Here is a 16,794-nt window from a genome sequence, read left to right on the forward strand (position 1 = left end):
GACGCCTCATACTGATCGGGTGAAGGTAGAGAAGCCCTGCATGGGCGCCGGCAAGCCGTGGACGGTGGACATCGCAGGCAAACCGATCTGCCCGCGATGCCGCCGCGCATTGTCGACCGTCGCCGGCAAGGGGAAGACCGTCAGCAACACACCCAAGGTGCCCCGGCACGATCGGCCGGGCCGCTACCAGCGCTAGATCCAGATGCCCTTGCCGACGGCCACGACGCCACCGGCACTGATCGCGAACCGCTCACGGTCACGTTCGAGGTCGACTCCGACGTGTTCGCCTGGCCCGACCACGACGTTCTTGTCGAGGATCGCGTGCCGCACGACCGCACCCCGCCCGATGCGCACGCCGGGCATGATCACGCTGCCCTCGACGATCGCGCCGTCGTTGATCACCACGTTCGACGAGAGCACCGAATTGCGCACCGAGGCAGCCGAGACGATGCTGCCCGCTCCCACGACCGACTCCTGCGCCGAGCCGCCGTTGACGAACTTGGCGGGGGCCAGGTTCTCCGGTTCGCCCCGGATCGGCCAGCGGCGGTTGTACAGGTTGAAGATGGGGTGCACGGACACCAGGTCCATGTGTGCGTCGTAGAACGCGTCCAGCGTTCCGACGTCACGCCAGTAGCCGTGATCGCGCTCCGTCGACCCCGGCACCTCGTTGTCGTTGAAGTCGTAGACCGCGGCCATGCCGTCGGCCACCAGACGCGGGATGATGTCGCCACCCATGTCGTGGTCGGAGTCGTCGTCGTCGGCGTCGGCGCGGATCGCGTCGACGAGGACCTTGGTGGTGAAGATGTAATTGCCCATCGAGGCGAACGTCTGCTCGGGGTCGTCGGGCGTCCCCGGCGGGTCGGCCGGCTTCTCGACGAACGCGCGAATCAGTCCGGACTCGTCGGCGTCGATGCACCCGAATGCCGTTGCCTCCGCGCGCGGCACCCGAATGCCCGCGACCGTCGCGCCGGCTCCACTCTCGATGTGGAACTGCAACATCTGCTCGGGATCCATCCGATAGATGTGGTCGGCGCCGAAGACGACGACGTAATCGGGATCCTCGTCGTAGATCAGATTCAGCGACTGCAGGATCGCGTCACCGGAACCGGTGTACCAGCGCGGGCCGAGACGCTGCTGGGCGGGAACCGGGGTGATGTACTCCCCGGCAAGCCCCGATAACCGCCAGTTCTGCGAAATGTGGCGATCCAGCGAATGCGACTTGTATTGCGTCAGAACGCAGATCTTCAAGTAGCGAGCGTTGACCAGGTTCGACAGAACGAAGTCGATGAGCCGATAGGCACCGCCGAAGGGAACCGCGGGCTTGGCCCGATCCGCGGTCAGCGGGTATAGCCGCTTGCCTTCGCCGCCTGCCAGGACGATGCCCAAAACGGTTGGCAGTTCCCTCATACGTCAAACCTATCGGCCCTCAGGGGCCGCGGCTAGCCATTCACGGTATTCCGACACGATTGACCAAAGTGGTGTCGGACTGTCAGTCAAGACAATTGGGTCCGACTCGCCTACGACACCCTTGCGGTGAACTACCGTCGTGCACATGCGAGTGGCGATGATGACACGGGAATACCCACCGGAGGTCTACGGCGGCGCGGGAGTACACGTCACCGAATTGGTCGCCCAGCTCAAGAAGATGTGCGACGTCGACGTGCACTGCATGGGTGCACCGCGTCCCGGCGAACCCGACGTCTACGTCGCCGCGCCCGACCCCGCCCTCGACGGGGCCAACCCCGCGCTCGTCACGCTCTCGGCCGACATGGTGATGGTTAACGCCGCGGCCGGGGCGACCGTCGCGCACTCACACACCTGGTACGCCGGGCTCGCCGGTCACCTGGCCGCGATGCTGTACGGCATCCCCCATGTCTTGACGGCGCACTCGTTGGAGCCGATGCGGCCGTGGAAGGCAGAACAACTCGGTGGCGGCTATCAGGTGTCGTCGTGGGTGGAACGCACCGCGGTCGAGGCGGCCGCCGCAGTGATCGCGGTGAGTTCGGGAATGCGCAAGGACGTGCTGGCCACCTATCCGGCACTGAATCCCGACCGCGTGCACGTGGTGCGCAACGGCATCGACACCGAGAAGTGGTACCCGGTCGAGTTCGGCTCTGCGCTCGCCCGCATCGGCGTCGACCCGGCCCGGCCCATCGTGGCCTTCGTCGGACGCATCACGCGGCAGAAGGGTGTCGCCCACCTGGTCGCCGCCGCCCACCACTTCGCGCCGGACGTGCAGCTGGTGCTGTGCGCGGGAGCTCCGGACACCCCGGAGATCGCCGCGGAGGTGGGGGGCGCCGTCGAGAAGCTCGCCGCGTCACGCGACGGCATCTTCTGGGTCCAGGAAATGCTGCCCCTCGACCAGATCCGCGAAATACTCTCCGCGGCAACGGTCTTCGTCTGCCCGTCGGTGTACGAGCCCTTGGGCATCGTGAATCTCGAGGCGATGGCCTGCTCGACGGCCGTCGTCGCCTCCGACGTCGGTGGGATTCCCGAGGTCGTCGACGACGGGGAGACCGGCCTGCTGGTCCACTACGACGCCGCGGACGCCACCGGTTTCGAGACCCGCCTCGCCGAGGCGGTCAACACCTTGGTCGCCGATCCCGACCGGGCGGCCCGGTTCGGCCGGACCGGACGTCAGCGCTGCATCGACGAGTTCTCCTGGGAGCGCATCGCCGAGCAGACGCTCGACATCTACCGGATGGTCTCCTCCTAGCGGAGCATCCGGCGCGCGACTACGCGGTGACGTTCTTCAATTCGTCGCCGAGTGCGGCGGCTTCATCGGGAGTCAATTCGACGACGAGACGCCCGCCACCCTCGAGTGGTACTCGCATCACGATGCCCCGCCCCTCCTTGGTTGCTTCGAGAGGACCGTCGCCGGTCCGGGGCTTCATCGCCGCCATCGAGTGCTCCCTTCCGCGTGCTCCGTCTCGCGTTCGCGAAACGGGTCGGGGCCGAGACTGCCCACTCGGCGACAGCACTCGGCACTGAACTGATCTTCCGACCATTGTTCCCTATCCGGGGCAGTCGATGTGCAAAGACCCGGGTTAGACGCCGAGTTGGCCGCTTCGCGCGCCGGTGCGCACCCAGCACGACGCCACGTGGTCGTCGACCATCCCGGTCGCCTGCATCAGGGCATATGCCGTCGTCGGGCCCACGAACTTGAAGCCGCGCCGCTTGAGCTCCTTGGCCATCGCTCTGGACTCCGGCGTGACTGCCGGGACCTCGGTCATGGCGGTCGGGCGTGGCCTCGGCGGCGGCGCGAACGACCACAGCAACTCGCCGAGTCCGACGTCGAGGTCGACGGCGGCCCTCGCGTTGGCGATCGTCGCTTCGATCTTGGCGCGGTTGCGCACGATCCCGGCGTCAGCCATCAACCGCTCGACGTCCTCGTCGCCGAAACGGGCGACCTCCTCGGCCTCGAAGTGCCGGAACGCCCGGCGGAACGCGTCTCGCTTGCGGAGGATGATCAGCCACGACAGCCCGCTCTGAAAGGCTTCCAGCGTCAACCGCTCGAACAGCTCGCGGTCACCGCGCAACGGCTGACCCCATTCGGTGTCGTGGTAGTCGCGGTAGAGCACCGAATCGTCGGTCGCCCAGCGCTCGCCGCTGAAATCGGCCCAGCTGCAACGCGTTCGACCGTCGTCGCCGACGACCTCGCTCATGACTCGTCGCGTCCCTCGGCGGCATGCGCGTGCTCCTCGACCGCGCCGTCGACCTCGGGACCCGTGGTGAAGTCGTCTACCCCGTAGGCAGCCCGAAGCGCCGCGACCTGACCGCGCAACTGGTCGACCTCCTGACCGAGCCGGTCGAGCGCCCAGTCCACCTCGGCGACCTTGTAGCCGCGCAGCGTCTGGGTGAACTTCAACGCCTCGACGTCAGCGCCGGTGATCTCCGCGGCGGGGAGCATGGTCGCAGTGGTCCCGCGGGGCAGTGGAGGCAACCGCTCCCCGCGACCGAACAGCACACTGCCGACGCCGAACAGCACGACGGCCACCAGGATGAGCACCACCAGATACAGCAGGATCAACGTCACGACGTCGATACTGCCTGACCGTCATGACAGCCAGGAGGTCAGCGGGGGCGCATCGTGTTCATCGGCGGACGGTCGGCCAGCGACACCGTCGAGGTGCGGGCGGTGTAGTCCTCGCCGTCGGCGAAGAACTGGGTGAGCCCGACCCCGGAGTCGAGCACCCCGCAGCGCGACAGCAGCGTCGCGATCACCTGACGGCTCATCGCGGCCAGCTCGGTCAGTGGCCGGTTGCGGTGGGTACGGACGCCGAGGTTCACCTGCGCGATGGCGTCGAGGCCCAACCGGTCGTAGGTGTCGATCAGCAGCCCGATCTCGACGCCGTAGGCCGGCGCGAACGGCAGCGCCGTCAGCAATTCGCGGGTGCCCGCGTACTCGCCGCCCAGGGGCTGAAGCAGGCAGGTCAGCTCGGGTCGCAGCGCCGCCAGCAGGGGCCGCGCGACCAACTCGGTGACCCGGCCGCCGCCGTTGGCGTCCTCGCTGCCGCTGACCTTGAGCGGGCGACGGTAGAAGCCCTTCACCAGGTGCACGCCGTCGGCAGTCAGCAACGGACCCAGCAGCTTGGGCACGAACATCGGATCGGGGTCGATCAGATCGGAGTCGACGAAGACCACCAGGTCACCGGTGGTGGCCGCCAGTGAGCGCCACAGGACCTCACCCTTGCCGGGCTGGGGCGCCACCTCCGGCAGCGCCGCCTCGCGGCTGACCACCCTGGCCCCGGCGGCGACCGCGCGGATCTCGGTGTCGTCGGTGGAACCGGAGTCCAAGACCACGATCTCGTCGACCAGTCCGCCCAGCAGCGGGGTGATGGTGTCCACGACCGACGCGACGGTCTCCTCCTCGTTCAGTGCCGGAAGCACCACGGAGACGGTCCGGCCGGCCTTGGCGGCCTCCAACTCGGCGACGGTCCACTGCGGCCGACGCCACGTGTGGTCGGAGAGCCAGCGGTGTCGTGCGATGGCCTCCACGGCGTCGAGTTCAGGTGTCAGACTCATGCCAGTCCCCTTACGGTCCGCGTCGGTGGACGCACGCCCTGGATCGACGCGACCATTTCCAGGACGCGCCGCGTGGACCCCACCTCGTGGACTCGGAACATGGCAGCACCCGCCTGCGCGGCGAGTGCGGTCGCGGCCAGAGTTCCCTCGAGGCGTTCGGTCAAGCCCACTCCCAGAGTCTCCCCGACGAAATCCTTGTTGCTCAGGGCCATCAGGACGGGCCATCCAGTGTTTACAAGGTCTTTTACGTGGCGCAACAAACTAAGACCATGGTGAGTGTTCTTACCGAAGTCGTGGGTCGGGTCGATCAGGATCGCGTCTCGGGCGACGCCCGCCACGACGGCCCTCTCCGCGGCCGAGGTCACCTCTGCGACGACGTCGTCGACCACCCCCCGTTCGGACAGCCCGTAGTTGACTCGGAACGGCCGCGTCCGGGGTACGGCTCCCCCGGTGTGCGAACACACCAACCCGGCGCCGAACTCGGCGGCGACACCCGCGAGGTCAGGATCGGACCCGCCCCACGTGTCGTTGATGATGTCGGCACCGGCCGCGCACGCCTGCTTGGCGACGGTGGCGCGCCAGGTGTCCACGCTGATCAACTGGTCGGGGTACGCGTCGCGCAGCCACTCGATGAACGGAACGACGCGGACGATTTCCTCCGCGGCGTCGACCGCGTCCCCGGGACCGGCCTTCACCCCGCCGACGTCGACCACGTCGGCGCCCTCGGCGACGACCCGGTGCACCGCCGCCTTGGCGGCCTCGTCGGTGAAGTTCGCACCACGGTCGTAGAACGAATCGGGCGTCCGGTTCACGATCGCCATGATCATGGCGCGATCGCCCGCCACGGGGCGGCCCAGAAACGTCGACTGCATGCCTGCCAGGCTACGTTTTCTCGCGATTCGTGGAGTTCTACCGGCGATGAGCGCCGCTAAGACTCCACGAATCGCTCAGTTCTTGGGGCGTTTTCCGTCCACGACCTCGGCCGGGTACTCGTCGTAGAACTCGACGTAGCCCTCCTCGCGGCCGGCGAGCACGTAGATCGGGTCGTCCAGGTCGCCGGTCTCGCCCGCGTCCTCGTCGCCCTCGCCGGTACTGCCGCCATAGCCCTGCTTGCGCAGGTCGACCTTCTGACTCTTGAACGTCGACGTATGGGCCAATTCGCCGGTGATGCGCACGAACAGTGGGACGGCGTATCCGGGCAGGTGCTCGTAGACGGCCTTGGCCAGCGCCTTGCCGTCGAACTCCTTGCCGTCCTTGAGCTGGATGGCCGCCATGCCGGCCTTGCCGCCTGCACCCTCGACCTCGACACCGAAGACCGTCGCCTCCTCGACCTGCGGGTCGGTGGACACCGCGGCCTCGACCTCGGTGGTGGCGACGTTCTCGCCCTTCCACCGAAAGGTGTCACCCAGGCGGTCGGTGAAGGCGGCGTGACCGAAGCCCTGGGAGCGCATCAGGTCACCGGTGTTGAACCAGACGTCGCCGTCCTTGAAGGCGTCGCGCACCAATTTCTTCTCGGTGGCTTCCTTGTCGGTGTAGCCGTCGAAGGGCTGGAAGCTGCTGACCTTGGACAGCAGCAGTCCCGGTTGCCCCGTCTTGACCTTGTGCACGCGACCGTCCTCGCCACGGGCGGGCTCGCCGGTCTCCTCGTCGTACTCGACGAAGGCGATCGGCGACGGGCAGATGCCCGTGGTCTTGTCGACGTTGAAGACGTTGAGGAACGCGGTGTTGCCCTCGCTGGCGGCATAGAACTCGCAGACCCGCGAAATGCCGAAGCGCTTGGTGAAGTCATCCCAGATGGTCGGGCGCAGACCGTTGCCGGCGATCACCCGCACGCGATGCCTGCGGTCGGTGGGCTTCTCCGGCTGGTTGAGCAGGTAGGCGCAGATCTCGCCGATGTAGACGAACGCCGTTGCGTCGTGCCGGATCACCTCGTCCCAGAACTTCGACGCCGAGAAGGACTTGCCAAGGGCGATCGTGGAGCCGGAGTTGAGCACCGATGACAGCGCCACCGTCAACGCGTTGTTGTGGTAGAGCGGCAGGCAGCAGTACAGGGTGTCGTCACTGGTCAGGCGCATGCCGAGCCCGCCGAAACCGGCCAGGGCGCGCAGCCAGCGGTAGTGCGTCATCACACTGGCCTTCGGCATGCCCGTGGTGCCGGAGGTGAAGATGTAGAACGCCTTGTCCTTGGCCTGGACCGAGCTCGTGGTGGCAGGGTTGGTGGAGGGCGCCGAGGTGGCCTGCTGGATCAACTCGTCGAGCGTCATCAGCCCGTTGGTGTCGGCCTCGCTCTCGCCGATCGGGTCGACGAAGTCGTTCTCCGCGACGACGACCTTGGCCTTGAGCAAACCGATGCTGTGCGCCAGCACCTTGCCGCGCTGGTGGTAGTTGAGCATCCCGGCGACGGCACCGCACTTGACGACGGCGAGCATCAGGAGCACCGAATGCGGCGAGTTTCGCAACATGACGCCGACGACGTCGCCGGGGCCGACACCGCGCGAGGCCAGCACCGCCGCGTAACGGTTGACGGTCTCGTTGGCCTCGCGGTATGTCAGCCGCTCGTCCTCGAACGTGATGAAGGTCTTGTCGCCATAGCGCGCGGCACGGTCCTGAAACACCTTGCCAATGGAGGTCTTCGCCGTGGGCCGAGCCAGAAATCCGGTCACGACACCGCGTGCGATGACCGGCGCGTCCTTGATGAGTCCGGGCAACCGCGGGGCGATGTCCAGGAGGCCGACGTTACTGCGGGTACCGGATTTCTCGTCGCTCACGCCGCAACCATAACCGCGCCGTGGCAACCGTCACACAGGTGGTGGGTCGCTGCCGGTCACCGGCGCGCACGCGTCCAGGGCCGCGTCCACCTCCGTGGCGACGATCAACCGGTCGAGTGCACCCGCGCCGACGTAGCCGGTGCCGACCAAACCTCGCAACCAGGCCAACAGGCCGTCATAGTGGCCGAAGGGGTCGAGCATGACCAACGGTTTGTCGTGCATGCCGAGGTAGCCCGCCGTCCAGGCCTCGAAGAACTCCTCCAGCGTGCCGATGCCGCCGGGCAGCACCAGGAACGCGTCGGCCCGGTCCTCCATCACCTGCTTTCGCTGCCGCATCGTGTCGGTGACGACGAGTTCCTCGGCGTCGACGTCGGCCAGCTCGCGGTGCACCAGGGCCTTCGGGATCACTCCGACGGTGCGACCGCTGTGCGCCCGGGCGGCACCGGCCACCGCGCCCATCGCCGAGACGTTCCCGCCGCCCGACACCAGCGTCCAACCGCGGTCGGCGATCGACGCACCGACGTCGGAGGCCAACGTCAGCAACTCGCGATGGGTGGGGCCGGAGGCGCAGTAGACGCAGACCGCCCACGGACCGCGAGATTCTGGGGCATCTGAGGATTCAGCGGACACGGGTGCAAGGTACCCCGATACTCCGGTCGCCGATTCAACCGATCGCGGCGGCCCGAACCGCCATACTGCGGCGGTGTCCGATGGTTCAGACGAGACGACCGCAGCCGAGGAGGCGTTGGCGCGGGGCGACCTCGCCGCTGCCGAGGAGCTTTCCCGCGCCGCGCTGCGCGACGACGGATCGCTGACGGCCCGGTTGACCCTCGCGCAGACGCTGGCGTGGCAGGGCCGGGGCCGCGACGCCGACGCGGTGATGTCCGAGGTCGACGAAACCGCCTTGGACGACGCGGATTTGATGGCATGGGCGCTGCCGAGGGCGGCCAACCAGTTCTGGATGCTGGACCAGCCGGAGCGGGCGACCGCGTTCCTGCAGACCATCCGCGGCCGGGTGGGCACCTCAGGCGCCGGGGCGACGGTGGACGCGCTGTTGGGCACGTTCACCATGAATGCCGGCAGCCCGGTCCGCGCGATCGCGCTGGCGAACGAGGTGCTCGACTCCCCGAACGCCGACGAGCAGGCCGTCGGCTGGGCAGCCGCCGCGGCCGCTCTGTGCAACGCCAGGATGGGCAATTTCGGCGACGTCGACGCACTCGCCGAACGGGCCATCGCCGCCGGCCATCCCGGCCTGCTGCGCTTCACCAGTGCGTTCGGGCAGACCACGGCGCTGCTGATGTCGGGTCGACTCGACCGTGCGCGCGCACTGACGCAGGAGTTGGTCGACGCGTCATCACCGTCGCAGCCGAGCCATGCGATCGCCCGGCTGTTGACGGCCGACGTGTCGATCGCCGGCGGCGACGCCGAGGCCGCGGTGCCGATGCTGGAGGAGGCAGCGGCGACGCTCGCCCCGACCGGTTACTCGTGGGGGCCGCTGGCGTGGATGACGTTGGCGCAGGCACTTGGTCAGCTGGGGCGGACCGCCGACGCGGGGCGCGCACTTGCCAAGGCCGAGGCGCGTCACGGCCTCAAGTCGATGCTCTTCGCGCCCGAACTGTCGCTGGCGCGAGCCTGGACGGCCGCGGCGCAGGGTGACGGGCCGGGCGCCATCGGCGCCGCGCGGGAGTCGGCCCGTGCGGCCGAACGCGGCGGGCAGTCGGCGGTCGCCCTCCGTGCACTGGTGGACGCGGTCCGGCTGGGCGACGTCCGAGCGGCCGATGCGATCGAGCGGCTGCAGGTGCGCTGCGCGGTCGGCCCGCTGGCGCTGGCCTACGCGCAGGCCGCCGCGGCGAAGGACGCCGACGGCCTGATCGTGGCAGCAAACGACTTCGAGGCCATCGGGATGCGAGGGGTCGCCGCGGACGCTCGCCGGCAAGCGGGTAGTTGACGCGTCGGCGGGTGAGCCGGCGGACTTAGAATTGGGTGTTCGAACGATCAAGGGGGCTGTCGGTGGGCGTGCTCGACGGGTTTCTCTCGACGTGGACCAATGCTCGCGACACCTTTGGCCAGGGCGTTCCCGCCACGGGTGAGCAGTTCGACCAGAGCGGGCCGCTCACCACGATGCAGTCGACGGTGGAGTCGGCAGCCCCCGGGTCGCGCTGGACCGGCACCGCCGCGGCGGCCTACCACTCCGCCAATGCCGACCACGGCAAGGTCTTCGGCCAACTGGCGGCGCTGGACAAGCAGCTGAGCAACCACGTGACCGCGTCCTCCGAGGTCGTGGCGGCCGGTCGGCAGAATCTCGAGGCCATTCGCAAGTGGGTCGTCGACACGGCCGCGGCCATCCCGCCAGGCAAGAACCACGACCAGATGGTGATGCAGGTCGTGAATCGCGGCCTCGGCCAGATCCACGACGTCGTCACCAAGTCCAACGGAGACTTGGCCGCTCTCGGGGGCAAGATCCGCGTCCTCGGCGTGGAGTACGACGCGCTCGGCAATCAGAAATTCGCCAAGGAGGGCACGGGCGACGGCCCTCTCGGCGTCAAGGGCGACGACGAGAAGGACGACGAGAAGAAGAAGACCGAGGAAGGCGCCGAGCAGGGCCGCAAGGACGGCGAATCTCTCGCCGACGGGAAGCTCTCTCCGGAGGAGGAGAAGCGACTCCAGGATGCGACCACCCTGACCCCCGAGCAGAAGGCGGCGCTCGACCACGGTGACGTGACCATTCCCCCGGAGCGGATGGCTTACCTCAACGGTCTCTCCGAGTCCCTGGACGGAAAGTCACCCGCCGAGATCAAGGCCACTCTGGACGGTCTTCCACCCGCCGACGCCAAGGCGGTCTCCAACGGACTGCACCTGGTTGGTTCCGACGCCGTCAAGACCACCGTCGACCCGTCGCTCAAGCCCGGCGATCCCGGCTACGTGCCGGCGACCGGCGGCAAGGAGAATCTGCCGAAGAGCATCCAGGACGTCTTCGACGCGCCTCTGCGAAACAACCCGACGGGCGAATGGATTCACAACCCCGACGGCTCGAAGACCCACATACCGCCCGACTACGACAAGCCGTACAAGTACCTCGACGAGTACCGCGACATCGCCGCGATCTCCAATTACGGCGACCCGGACATGCAGCGCAGCAGTGCCCTGAACGAGGGCATGCTGGCCGAGTCGCGCGAATTGCTCGAGGACGCCGAGGGACACACCTTCCCCGACTGGGGCACCGATTGGAACCATCGCAATCTCGACCCGACCCTGCAGGACTTGCTCTCCGCGTCGTCGCACGACCCGATCGCCGTGCACGACGCGTTCGCCGGCGTCGACGGCCGATCGCCGAACGACGCGTTCATCCGCGACGTCTACCAGCACGATTGGGCCGACGACGGCAGGGCGGCCGGCGAGTTGTTCCCCGACACCTCGGATCATTCGGCGCGCGCCGGTCAGACCATGCACGCGTTCGACGCCTACGCCGGCGAGAAGTATCAGGACCTGCTCAACATGAACGGCGGCAGGGAGTCGCTCGGGGAGGTCAACCCCCATCTCGTTCAGTCTCTGGCCGAGGCGAACAAGCCCTACCTCGACGACATGGCCGGCGCGAACATCGACGGCACCCAGGGCTTCGAGCAACTCGACAGTGGAGCGAACGCCAACAACATGCGCGGGCTCTTCGCCGTGATCGACTCCGATCCCACGGCCGAGAAGAGCTTCAACGAACACGCGACCGCGACGTGGCGTGACATCGTCGCCGACTACTCGCAGAACCTCGCCCACAACGGCGTTCCCAACGGGGACCTGCTGGCCGCCGCGGGCAAGCTCGGCGGCGCCCAGGACATGGGCCAGTACATCCACCAACTCGACATGGGCAAGAACGAGTACGAAGCCTCGCAGGAAGCGTGGAAGAAGAAGGGCGAGTGGTACGACACCATCCACGACGTCGCCTCGGAAGTGCCCAGGGTCAAGGATGCGGTCGGGATCTACGACAAGCTCCCCGGCGATCCGTTGAGGGAGCTCTTCGTCGGCAAGGAACCGACGCCAGGAACTGTGACGCCAATGCCCTTGCGCGACATGGACGAGGTGACGCGCTCCATTGCCAGTTACCTGGTCCACGAAAAGGTCGGCGACCTATCCACTTTGGGCCCGGCGGCTCAGACCGGCGTGCTGTCGCCCGACACGCCGCAATACCTGATCGACGAATACCTGTCGAAGGCCGCGGGCCGTAACGAGTTTCCCTACCTCAAGTGGTCGGAGGCCTACCAGGCGTCGATCTACGTGTCGGAGGGTGAATTCGACAAGATCAAGCCACCGGAGGGATGAGTCAGCTGACCGCGTCACGCGTCACGCCTCGAGGCCGAATTGCATTGCAGCTCGGGCTGATACTGCTCGTCTCGATAGCGGGCTGCCGGTCGACTCCGGCCGCGCCACCACCCGTTTCCGCGCCGCCACAGGCACAGCGCGCCTACCAGTGGCCCGAGAAGCTGGCGGACTTTCGCTTCAGATGGTGGGCCGATCCGGGCTTCGATCTCGCGACCGGCTGGGCGGTGCCGCTGCGCGCCTACCTCGAGTCCCGGCGCGTCGTCGAATACACCGACGACGTCGCCACGGCTTACCTGGGTTTCGAGCGCGCCACCCCGCCGCCCGTCGAGCCCGGCTCGCCCGAGTTGCTGAAGCTCCCGTACGCGCAGCGCGAGATCCGCATGCCGCGCGGCCCGTCGAGGTTCGACGATCCCGGCCAACGCCTCGCCGGCAACGAGGACTTCGACGTGCTCCGCACCGAGCCCCTCGCGGACGGTTTCCGAGCATTCGTGTGCGACGCGACCTTCGAGACCTACAAGTGGTCCGCCAGCGAGTCCCGCTACGTCCCCGTCGAGTCCTACCCGGGGTTCCAACCCACCGACTACGAGAACATGAAGGTCTGGCGAATCGAGTTCAGCAACCGCGATCCGCGTGTGACGTCGGGGGCGCCCGCCTCGCCCGACGCACCCCAGACCGGCCCGCTGCCGGCACCGCGAAACGACGTGTTCGGTCCGTGGTTCGTGACGGGGGCGCTCGGCGTCGGAGGCTGGTCCGACAGCGATCACCCCAATCTCGTCGACGGCAGTCCCGAACAGCGGCAACGGTTTCAGGAAGCCCAGGATGCCGAGGCGGCGATGCGGCAGCAGTGTCTCGACCGCTATCCGCTCGACGCGGCAGGACGTGCGAGTCGCGCGCAGACCGCAGCGTCGACGCCGCCCACGATGGACCCCCCGGTGCCCGGCTGGCCGACCGAGGGCACGTAACACCGCCGCAGCCGAACTGCCGCTCCACACCGGTCGCCGCCGGCCATAGAATCGGTTGACGAGCAACACGGAAGGATGACCATGGGCGGCCCATTCACCCTCGACGGCAACGGCCTTGCGCCGCTGGCCCAGATCCACTCGCAGGTCGCCTCGGGACTGTCTCAGTTGACCGGGCCGGGCGGGCCGCAGGCGGCCGACGTCGCCAAGTCCTTCGGCAACATCGCGTCCTCGGTCAACGACGCCCTCGACGGCGTGACTCAGAGCCGCGGCAACACGTTGCAGGCCACGAAGGGATCCAGCGACACCATCGCCGAACTGCTGGGCAAGGCCGATCAGATGTACGCCGCCGGCGACGAGGAGGGCGCGGCCAAGCTCCGCGCGGCCGCCGAGGCGCTCGAGGGCCCCGGCGGCGCAGCGGCGGCCGGCGGCGCCGCGGGTCCCGGGGCGGCCGCAGGTGGTGCGGGTGCCGGCGCGGCCGGTGGCGGTGGCGCCGAGATGGCGGGTCAGATGGCCAGCCAGGTCGGGCAGCAGGTGGGCCAACTCGCCCAGGGCATGGCGCAGTCGGTGCAGGGGCTGGCCCAGGGCCTCACCCAGTTGCCACAGCAGATCATGCAGGGCATCCAGAGCATGGCCGGCTCAGCGGGCAAGGGCACCGACGCCGAGGCACTGGCCAAGGCCGCCGAGGAGAAGACCGGCACCGACGAGGACCGCGACGCCGACGAGCGCGAGCGCGAGGAGGACGCCGCCAAGCGCGCCGAGGAGGAGCGCGCCCAGCAGCGACCGCCCGCCTGGGCCGACGGCGCCCAGCCTGGCCGGACGACCGAGTCCGGGCCCGCACCCGTGGCACCGCCGGCTCCGGAACGTCCGCAGCCGGCACAGACACGGCCGCAACAGTTCTCGCTCTAGGACAGCACGCCGTGGGCGAGGTGCAGCCGGCGCTGAACCCCGATGACGTCGAGGAAGCTCTCATCATGGCTGACCACCACGAAGGCTCCCCGGTAGGCGTTCAGCGCCGCCTCCAGTTGCGTGGTGCTGACCAGGTCGAGATTGTTGGTCGGCTCGTCGAGCAGCAGTAGCCGGGGTGCCGGTTCGGCGTTGAGCACGCAGGCCAGCGTCGCCCGCAGTCGTTGCCCACCCGAGAGCGCTCCCACGGGCAGGTCGACGTGCTCGCCACGAAACAGGAACTGCGCCAACAGGTGCATGCGCCGGGTGTGGGTCAATCCGGGTGCGTAGGCGGCCAGGCTCTCCCCGACGGTGCGCCGGAGCTCGAGCAGGTCGAGCCGCTGCGACAGATACGCGATCCGTCCGTCGGCCGGGTGCACCTCGCCACGTTCGGGCCGAAGGTCACCGCTGACCAGTCTCAGCAGCGTCGACTTGCCGGCACCATTGGCTCCGGTCAACGCGATGCGCTCCGGACCTCGGATGTCGAGGTCGATGCCGTTGGGCGCGAACAGGTCCCGATCCCCGACCCGCACCTGAAGACCGCGAGCGGAGAACACCGTGCGACCGGCCGGCACGTCGGTCTCGGGCAGATCGAGGGTGATGACGTCGTCGTCGCGCAGCGCCCGCTCGGCTTGATCCAACCGACTCCGCGCGCCGTCGACGCGTTTGGCGTGGACGTCGTCGGCCTTGGCCGCCGACTCCTGGGCGTCGCGCTTGAGCTTGCCCGCCACGATCTTCGGCAAGCCCGCGTCCTTGACGTTGCGTGCGGCGGTGCTCGAGCGCTTCGCCGCCCGTTCTCGCGCCTGCTGCATCTGGCGTCTCTCGCGCTTCAACAGCTGTTCGGCGGTGCGCACATCGGCCTCGGCGACGCTCCTCGCCGCGTCGACGGCCGCCTCGTAGTCGCTGAACGAGCCGCCGTAGAAACGGATGTCGCCGCGCCGCAGCTCGGCGATGCGATCCATCCGATCCAGCAGGACCCGGTCGTGGCTGACGACCACCAGCGTTCCGCCGAAGTCGTCGAGCGCGGCGTAGAGCCGCCCGCGGGCCTCGGCGTCGAGGTTGTTCGTCGGCTCGTCGAGCAGTAGGACGTCCGGCCGGGCGAGCAGCTGAGCCGCCAGCCCGAGCGAGACCACCTCCCCGCCGCTGAGTGAGCCAAGGGGCCGATCGGCCGACACGTGTCCCAGACCCAGGCGGTCCAGTTGGACCCGCAGCCGCTCCTCGACGTCCCAGTCGTCGCCGATGGTGGCGAACACCTCGTCGGACGCGTCACCCGCCGCCAGGGCGTCCAGCGCTGCGATGACGGGCGCGACGCCCAGCACCTCGGCGACGGTCCGATCGGTGTCGAACGTCAGGGTCTGCGGCAGGTAGCCGACGGTGCCGTCGACGACCACGCCACCAGAGGTCGGAAGCAGTTCTCCCGCAACGATTTCGAGAAGTGTGCTCTTACCGGCGCCGTTGGGTGCGACCAGACCGGTGCGACCACCCGCGACGGTGAACGACAGGTCGGCGAACAAGGGCACCTCGTCGGCCCAGCCGAAGGACAGCCGCGAGGAGACGATGGAAGACATGGGAGAGCTTTCTTGCTGGTGCCCCGCACGGGGGCAGACGACGACGGAGAACGTGCTCCGAGCTATCCGGAGAAGTCGTCACCCAGCATGTGTTCCATGGTAGCGGCGTCAGTCAACCAAATATTGGCGCAGCATCTCCGTCGCCGCGGTGATCTGCCTGACGTCGACCCGCTCGTCGACGCGGTGGGCCATGTTCGGATCACCGGGACCGAAGTTCACCGCCGGGATGCCCAGCGCCGCGAAGCGGGCGACGTCGGTCCAACCGAACTTGGCGCGCACCTGGCCGCCGGCTGCCGCCACCAGCGCCGCCGCGGCGGGTGCCGTCAGCCCGGGCAACGCTCCGGCGGCGGCGTCGGTCCGTTCGATCTCGACGTCGAGGCCGTCGAGGACCTCCAGCACGTGCGCCGTGGCCTGCTCGACGCTGCGGTCGGGTGCGAAGCGGAAGTTCACCGTGACCGACGCCGCATCCGGGATGACGTTGCCGGCGACACCGCCGTCGACGCGGACCGCGGACAACCCCTCGCGATAGGTGCAGCCGTCGAGGTCGACGCTGCGTGCCCGATACGACCTCAGCCTGTCCAGAACGGCGCCCAGCTTGTGAATGGCGTTGTCGCCCAGCCACGATCGCGCCGAGTGCGCCCGAGTGCCCGTCGTCCGGACCACGACGCGGATGGTGCCCTGGCAACCCGCCTCGATGAAGCCGCCGGACGGTTCACCGAGGATCGCGACGTCCGCGCGGAGCCAGTCGGGCAGTTCGCGCTCGATGCGCCCGAGTCCGTTGGCGCTCGACTCGATCTCCTCGCAGTCGTACATCACCAGCGTGACGTCGTGCGACGGGTCGGCGACGGTGGCGGCCAGGTGCAGGAAGACCGCGTCCCCGGACTTCATGTCCGACGTGCCGCAGCCGAACAGATCGTCGCCCACCCGGCGGCTGGGCACGTTGTCGGCGGCCGGCACGGTGTCGAGATGGCCGGCGAGAAGCACGCGCGTGGGCCGACCGAAGGTGGTGCGAGCCAGCACCGCGTCGCCGTTGCGGATCACCTCGTAGCCAGGTGCCTGCGCGCGCAGCGCCGCCTCGACCTCGTCGGCGATGCGTCGTTCGTGTCGTGACTCGCTGGGGATGTCCACCAGTGCAGCGGTGAGTGCGATCGGATCGGCGCGTAAGTCCAGGCCCACGGGGGTCAACGGTAGTTCCGGCGGGCGGGAGCGCAGCGACCG

The 16,794-nt window shown here is 68.5% G+C and carries 15 protein-coding genes and 1 pseudogene; 6 read left to right on the forward strand and 10 right to left on the reverse strand.

The window, feature by feature from the left end:
- Nucleotides 1-19: 19 nt before the first annotated feature.
- On the forward strand, nt 20-196 hold the full coding sequence (locus ABZ195_RS24850; protein WP_355222482.1) for a hypothetical protein: 177 nt from the start codon (nt 20-22) through the stop codon (nt 194-196).
- Here ABZ195_RS24850 and glgC read toward each other — a convergent pair.
- Nucleotides 193-1,407 carry a glucose-1-phosphate adenylyltransferase gene (gene glgC / locus ABZ195_RS24855; protein ID WP_355222484.1) on the reverse strand — a complete coding sequence of 405 codons (1,215 nt, stop codon included), beginning with the start codon at nt 1,405-1,407 and terminating at the stop codon, nt 193-195. The two genes, ABZ195_RS24850 and glgC, sit on opposite strands and share 4 nt — an antisense overlap.
- A 145-nt stretch (nt 1,408-1,552) precedes the next feature.
- On the opposite strand from glgC, the gene glgA reads away from it, so the two are divergent.
- Nucleotides 1,553-2,716 (forward strand): glycogen synthase, encoded by a 1,164-nt coding sequence (gene glgA, locus ABZ195_RS24860; protein ID WP_355222485.1) that lies wholly within the window; start codon nt 1,553-1,555, stop codon nt 2,714-2,716.
- Nucleotides 2,717-2,735: 19 nt separating this feature from the next.
- On the opposite strand, the gene ABZ195_RS24865 is transcribed toward glgA, so the two are convergent.
- The 7 genes from ABZ195_RS24865 to ABZ195_RS24895 form a co-directional block, all read right to left on the reverse strand.
- Complete coding sequence (locus tag ABZ195_RS24865) at nt 2,736-2,903, reverse strand: DUF3117 domain-containing protein (protein ID WP_069392118.1); 168 nt, start codon at nt 2,901-2,903, stop codon at nt 2,736-2,738.
- Between the two features lie 144 nt (nt 2,904-3,047).
- Complete coding sequence (locus ABZ195_RS24870; protein ID WP_355222487.1) at nt 3,048-3,665, reverse strand: DNA-3-methyladenine glycosylase I; 618 nt, start codon at nt 3,663-3,665, stop codon at nt 3,048-3,050.
- Nucleotides 3,662-4,036 carry a DivIVA domain-containing protein gene (locus ABZ195_RS24875; protein WP_355222489.1) on the reverse strand — a complete coding sequence of 125 codons (375 nt, stop codon included), beginning with the start codon at nt 4,034-4,036 and terminating at the stop codon, nt 3,662-3,664. Before ABZ195_RS24875 ends, ABZ195_RS24870 begins: the two co-directional genes overlap by 4 nt.
- A 38-nt stretch (nt 4,037-4,074) precedes the next feature.
- Nucleotides 4,075-5,025, reverse strand: a complete 951-nt coding sequence (locus ABZ195_RS24880) for a glucosyl-3-phosphoglycerate synthase (protein ID WP_355222491.1) — start codon at nt 5,023-5,025, stop codon at nt 4,075-4,077.
- The gene (gene folP, locus ABZ195_RS24885; protein WP_355222492.1) at nt 5,022-5,897 is read right to left on the reverse strand and encodes a dihydropteroate synthase; all 876 of its coding nucleotides are present in this window, start codon (nt 5,895-5,897) and stop codon (nt 5,022-5,024) included. Before folP ends, ABZ195_RS24880 begins: the two co-directional genes overlap by 4 nt.
- Nucleotides 5,898-5,972: 75 nt before the next feature.
- Nucleotides 5,973-7,793 carry a long-chain-acyl-CoA synthetase FadD6 gene (fadD6, locus tag ABZ195_RS24890; RefSeq protein WP_355222494.1) on the reverse strand — a complete coding sequence of 607 codons (1,821 nt, stop codon included), beginning with the start codon at nt 7,791-7,793 and terminating at the stop codon, nt 5,973-5,975.
- 30 nt (nt 7,794-7,823) lie between these two features.
- On the reverse strand, nt 7,824-8,423 hold the full coding sequence (locus tag ABZ195_RS24895) for a TIGR00730 family Rossman fold protein (protein ID WP_355222495.1): 600 nt from the start codon (nt 8,421-8,423) through the stop codon (nt 7,824-7,826).
- 97 nt (nt 8,424-8,520) lie between these two features.
- Between ABZ195_RS24895 and ABZ195_RS24900 the strand changes: the two are divergent.
- From ABZ195_RS24900 to ABZ195_RS24915, 4 genes and pseudogenes are all read left to right on the forward strand, one after another.
- Nucleotides 8,521-9,741 (forward strand): annotated as a pseudogene (locus tag ABZ195_RS24900) (AAA family ATPase); the annotation flags it as partial.
- A 35-nt stretch (nt 9,742-9,776) separates the two neighbouring features.
- Nucleotides 9,777-12,104 (forward strand): EspA/EspE family type VII secretion system effector, encoded by a 2,328-nt coding sequence (locus ABZ195_RS24905; protein ID WP_355222497.1) that lies wholly within the window; start codon nt 9,777-9,779, stop codon nt 12,102-12,104.
- The gene (locus ABZ195_RS24910; protein WP_355222499.1) at nt 12,101-13,066 is read left to right on the forward strand and encodes a hypothetical protein; all 966 of its coding nucleotides are present in this window, start codon (nt 12,101-12,103) and stop codon (nt 13,064-13,066) included. Before ABZ195_RS24905 ends, ABZ195_RS24910 begins: the two co-directional genes overlap by 4 nt.
- 81 nt (nt 13,067-13,147) lie before the next feature.
- Nucleotides 13,148-13,972: a type VII secretion target gene (locus ABZ195_RS24915; RefSeq protein ID WP_355222501.1), complete on the forward strand. Its 825-nt coding sequence runs from the start codon at nt 13,148-13,150 to the stop codon at nt 13,970-13,972.
- On the opposite strand, the gene ABZ195_RS24920 is transcribed toward ABZ195_RS24915, so the two are convergent.
- Both ABZ195_RS24920 and dapE read right to left on the reverse strand, forming a co-directional pair.
- Entirely contained in the window at nt 13,969-15,576 is a 1,608-nt protein-coding gene (locus ABZ195_RS24920; RefSeq protein WP_355222503.1) for an ABC-F family ATP-binding cassette domain-containing protein, read from the reverse strand. The two genes, ABZ195_RS24915 and ABZ195_RS24920, sit on opposite strands and share 4 nt — an antisense overlap.
- Before the next feature lie 108 nt (nt 15,577-15,684).
- Nucleotides 15,685-16,752, reverse strand: coding sequence for a succinyl-diaminopimelate desuccinylase (dapE, locus tag ABZ195_RS24925; protein WP_355222505.1), 1,068 nt, complete (start codon nt 16,750-16,752; stop codon nt 15,685-15,687).
- Nucleotides 16,753-16,794: the final 42 nt, after the last annotated feature.

Origin of the sequence: Mycobacterium sp. NPDC006124 (assembly GCF_040614235.1) — a bacterium.
Lineage (GTDB): Bacteria > Actinomycetota > Actinomycetes > Mycobacteriales > Mycobacteriaceae > Mycobacterium.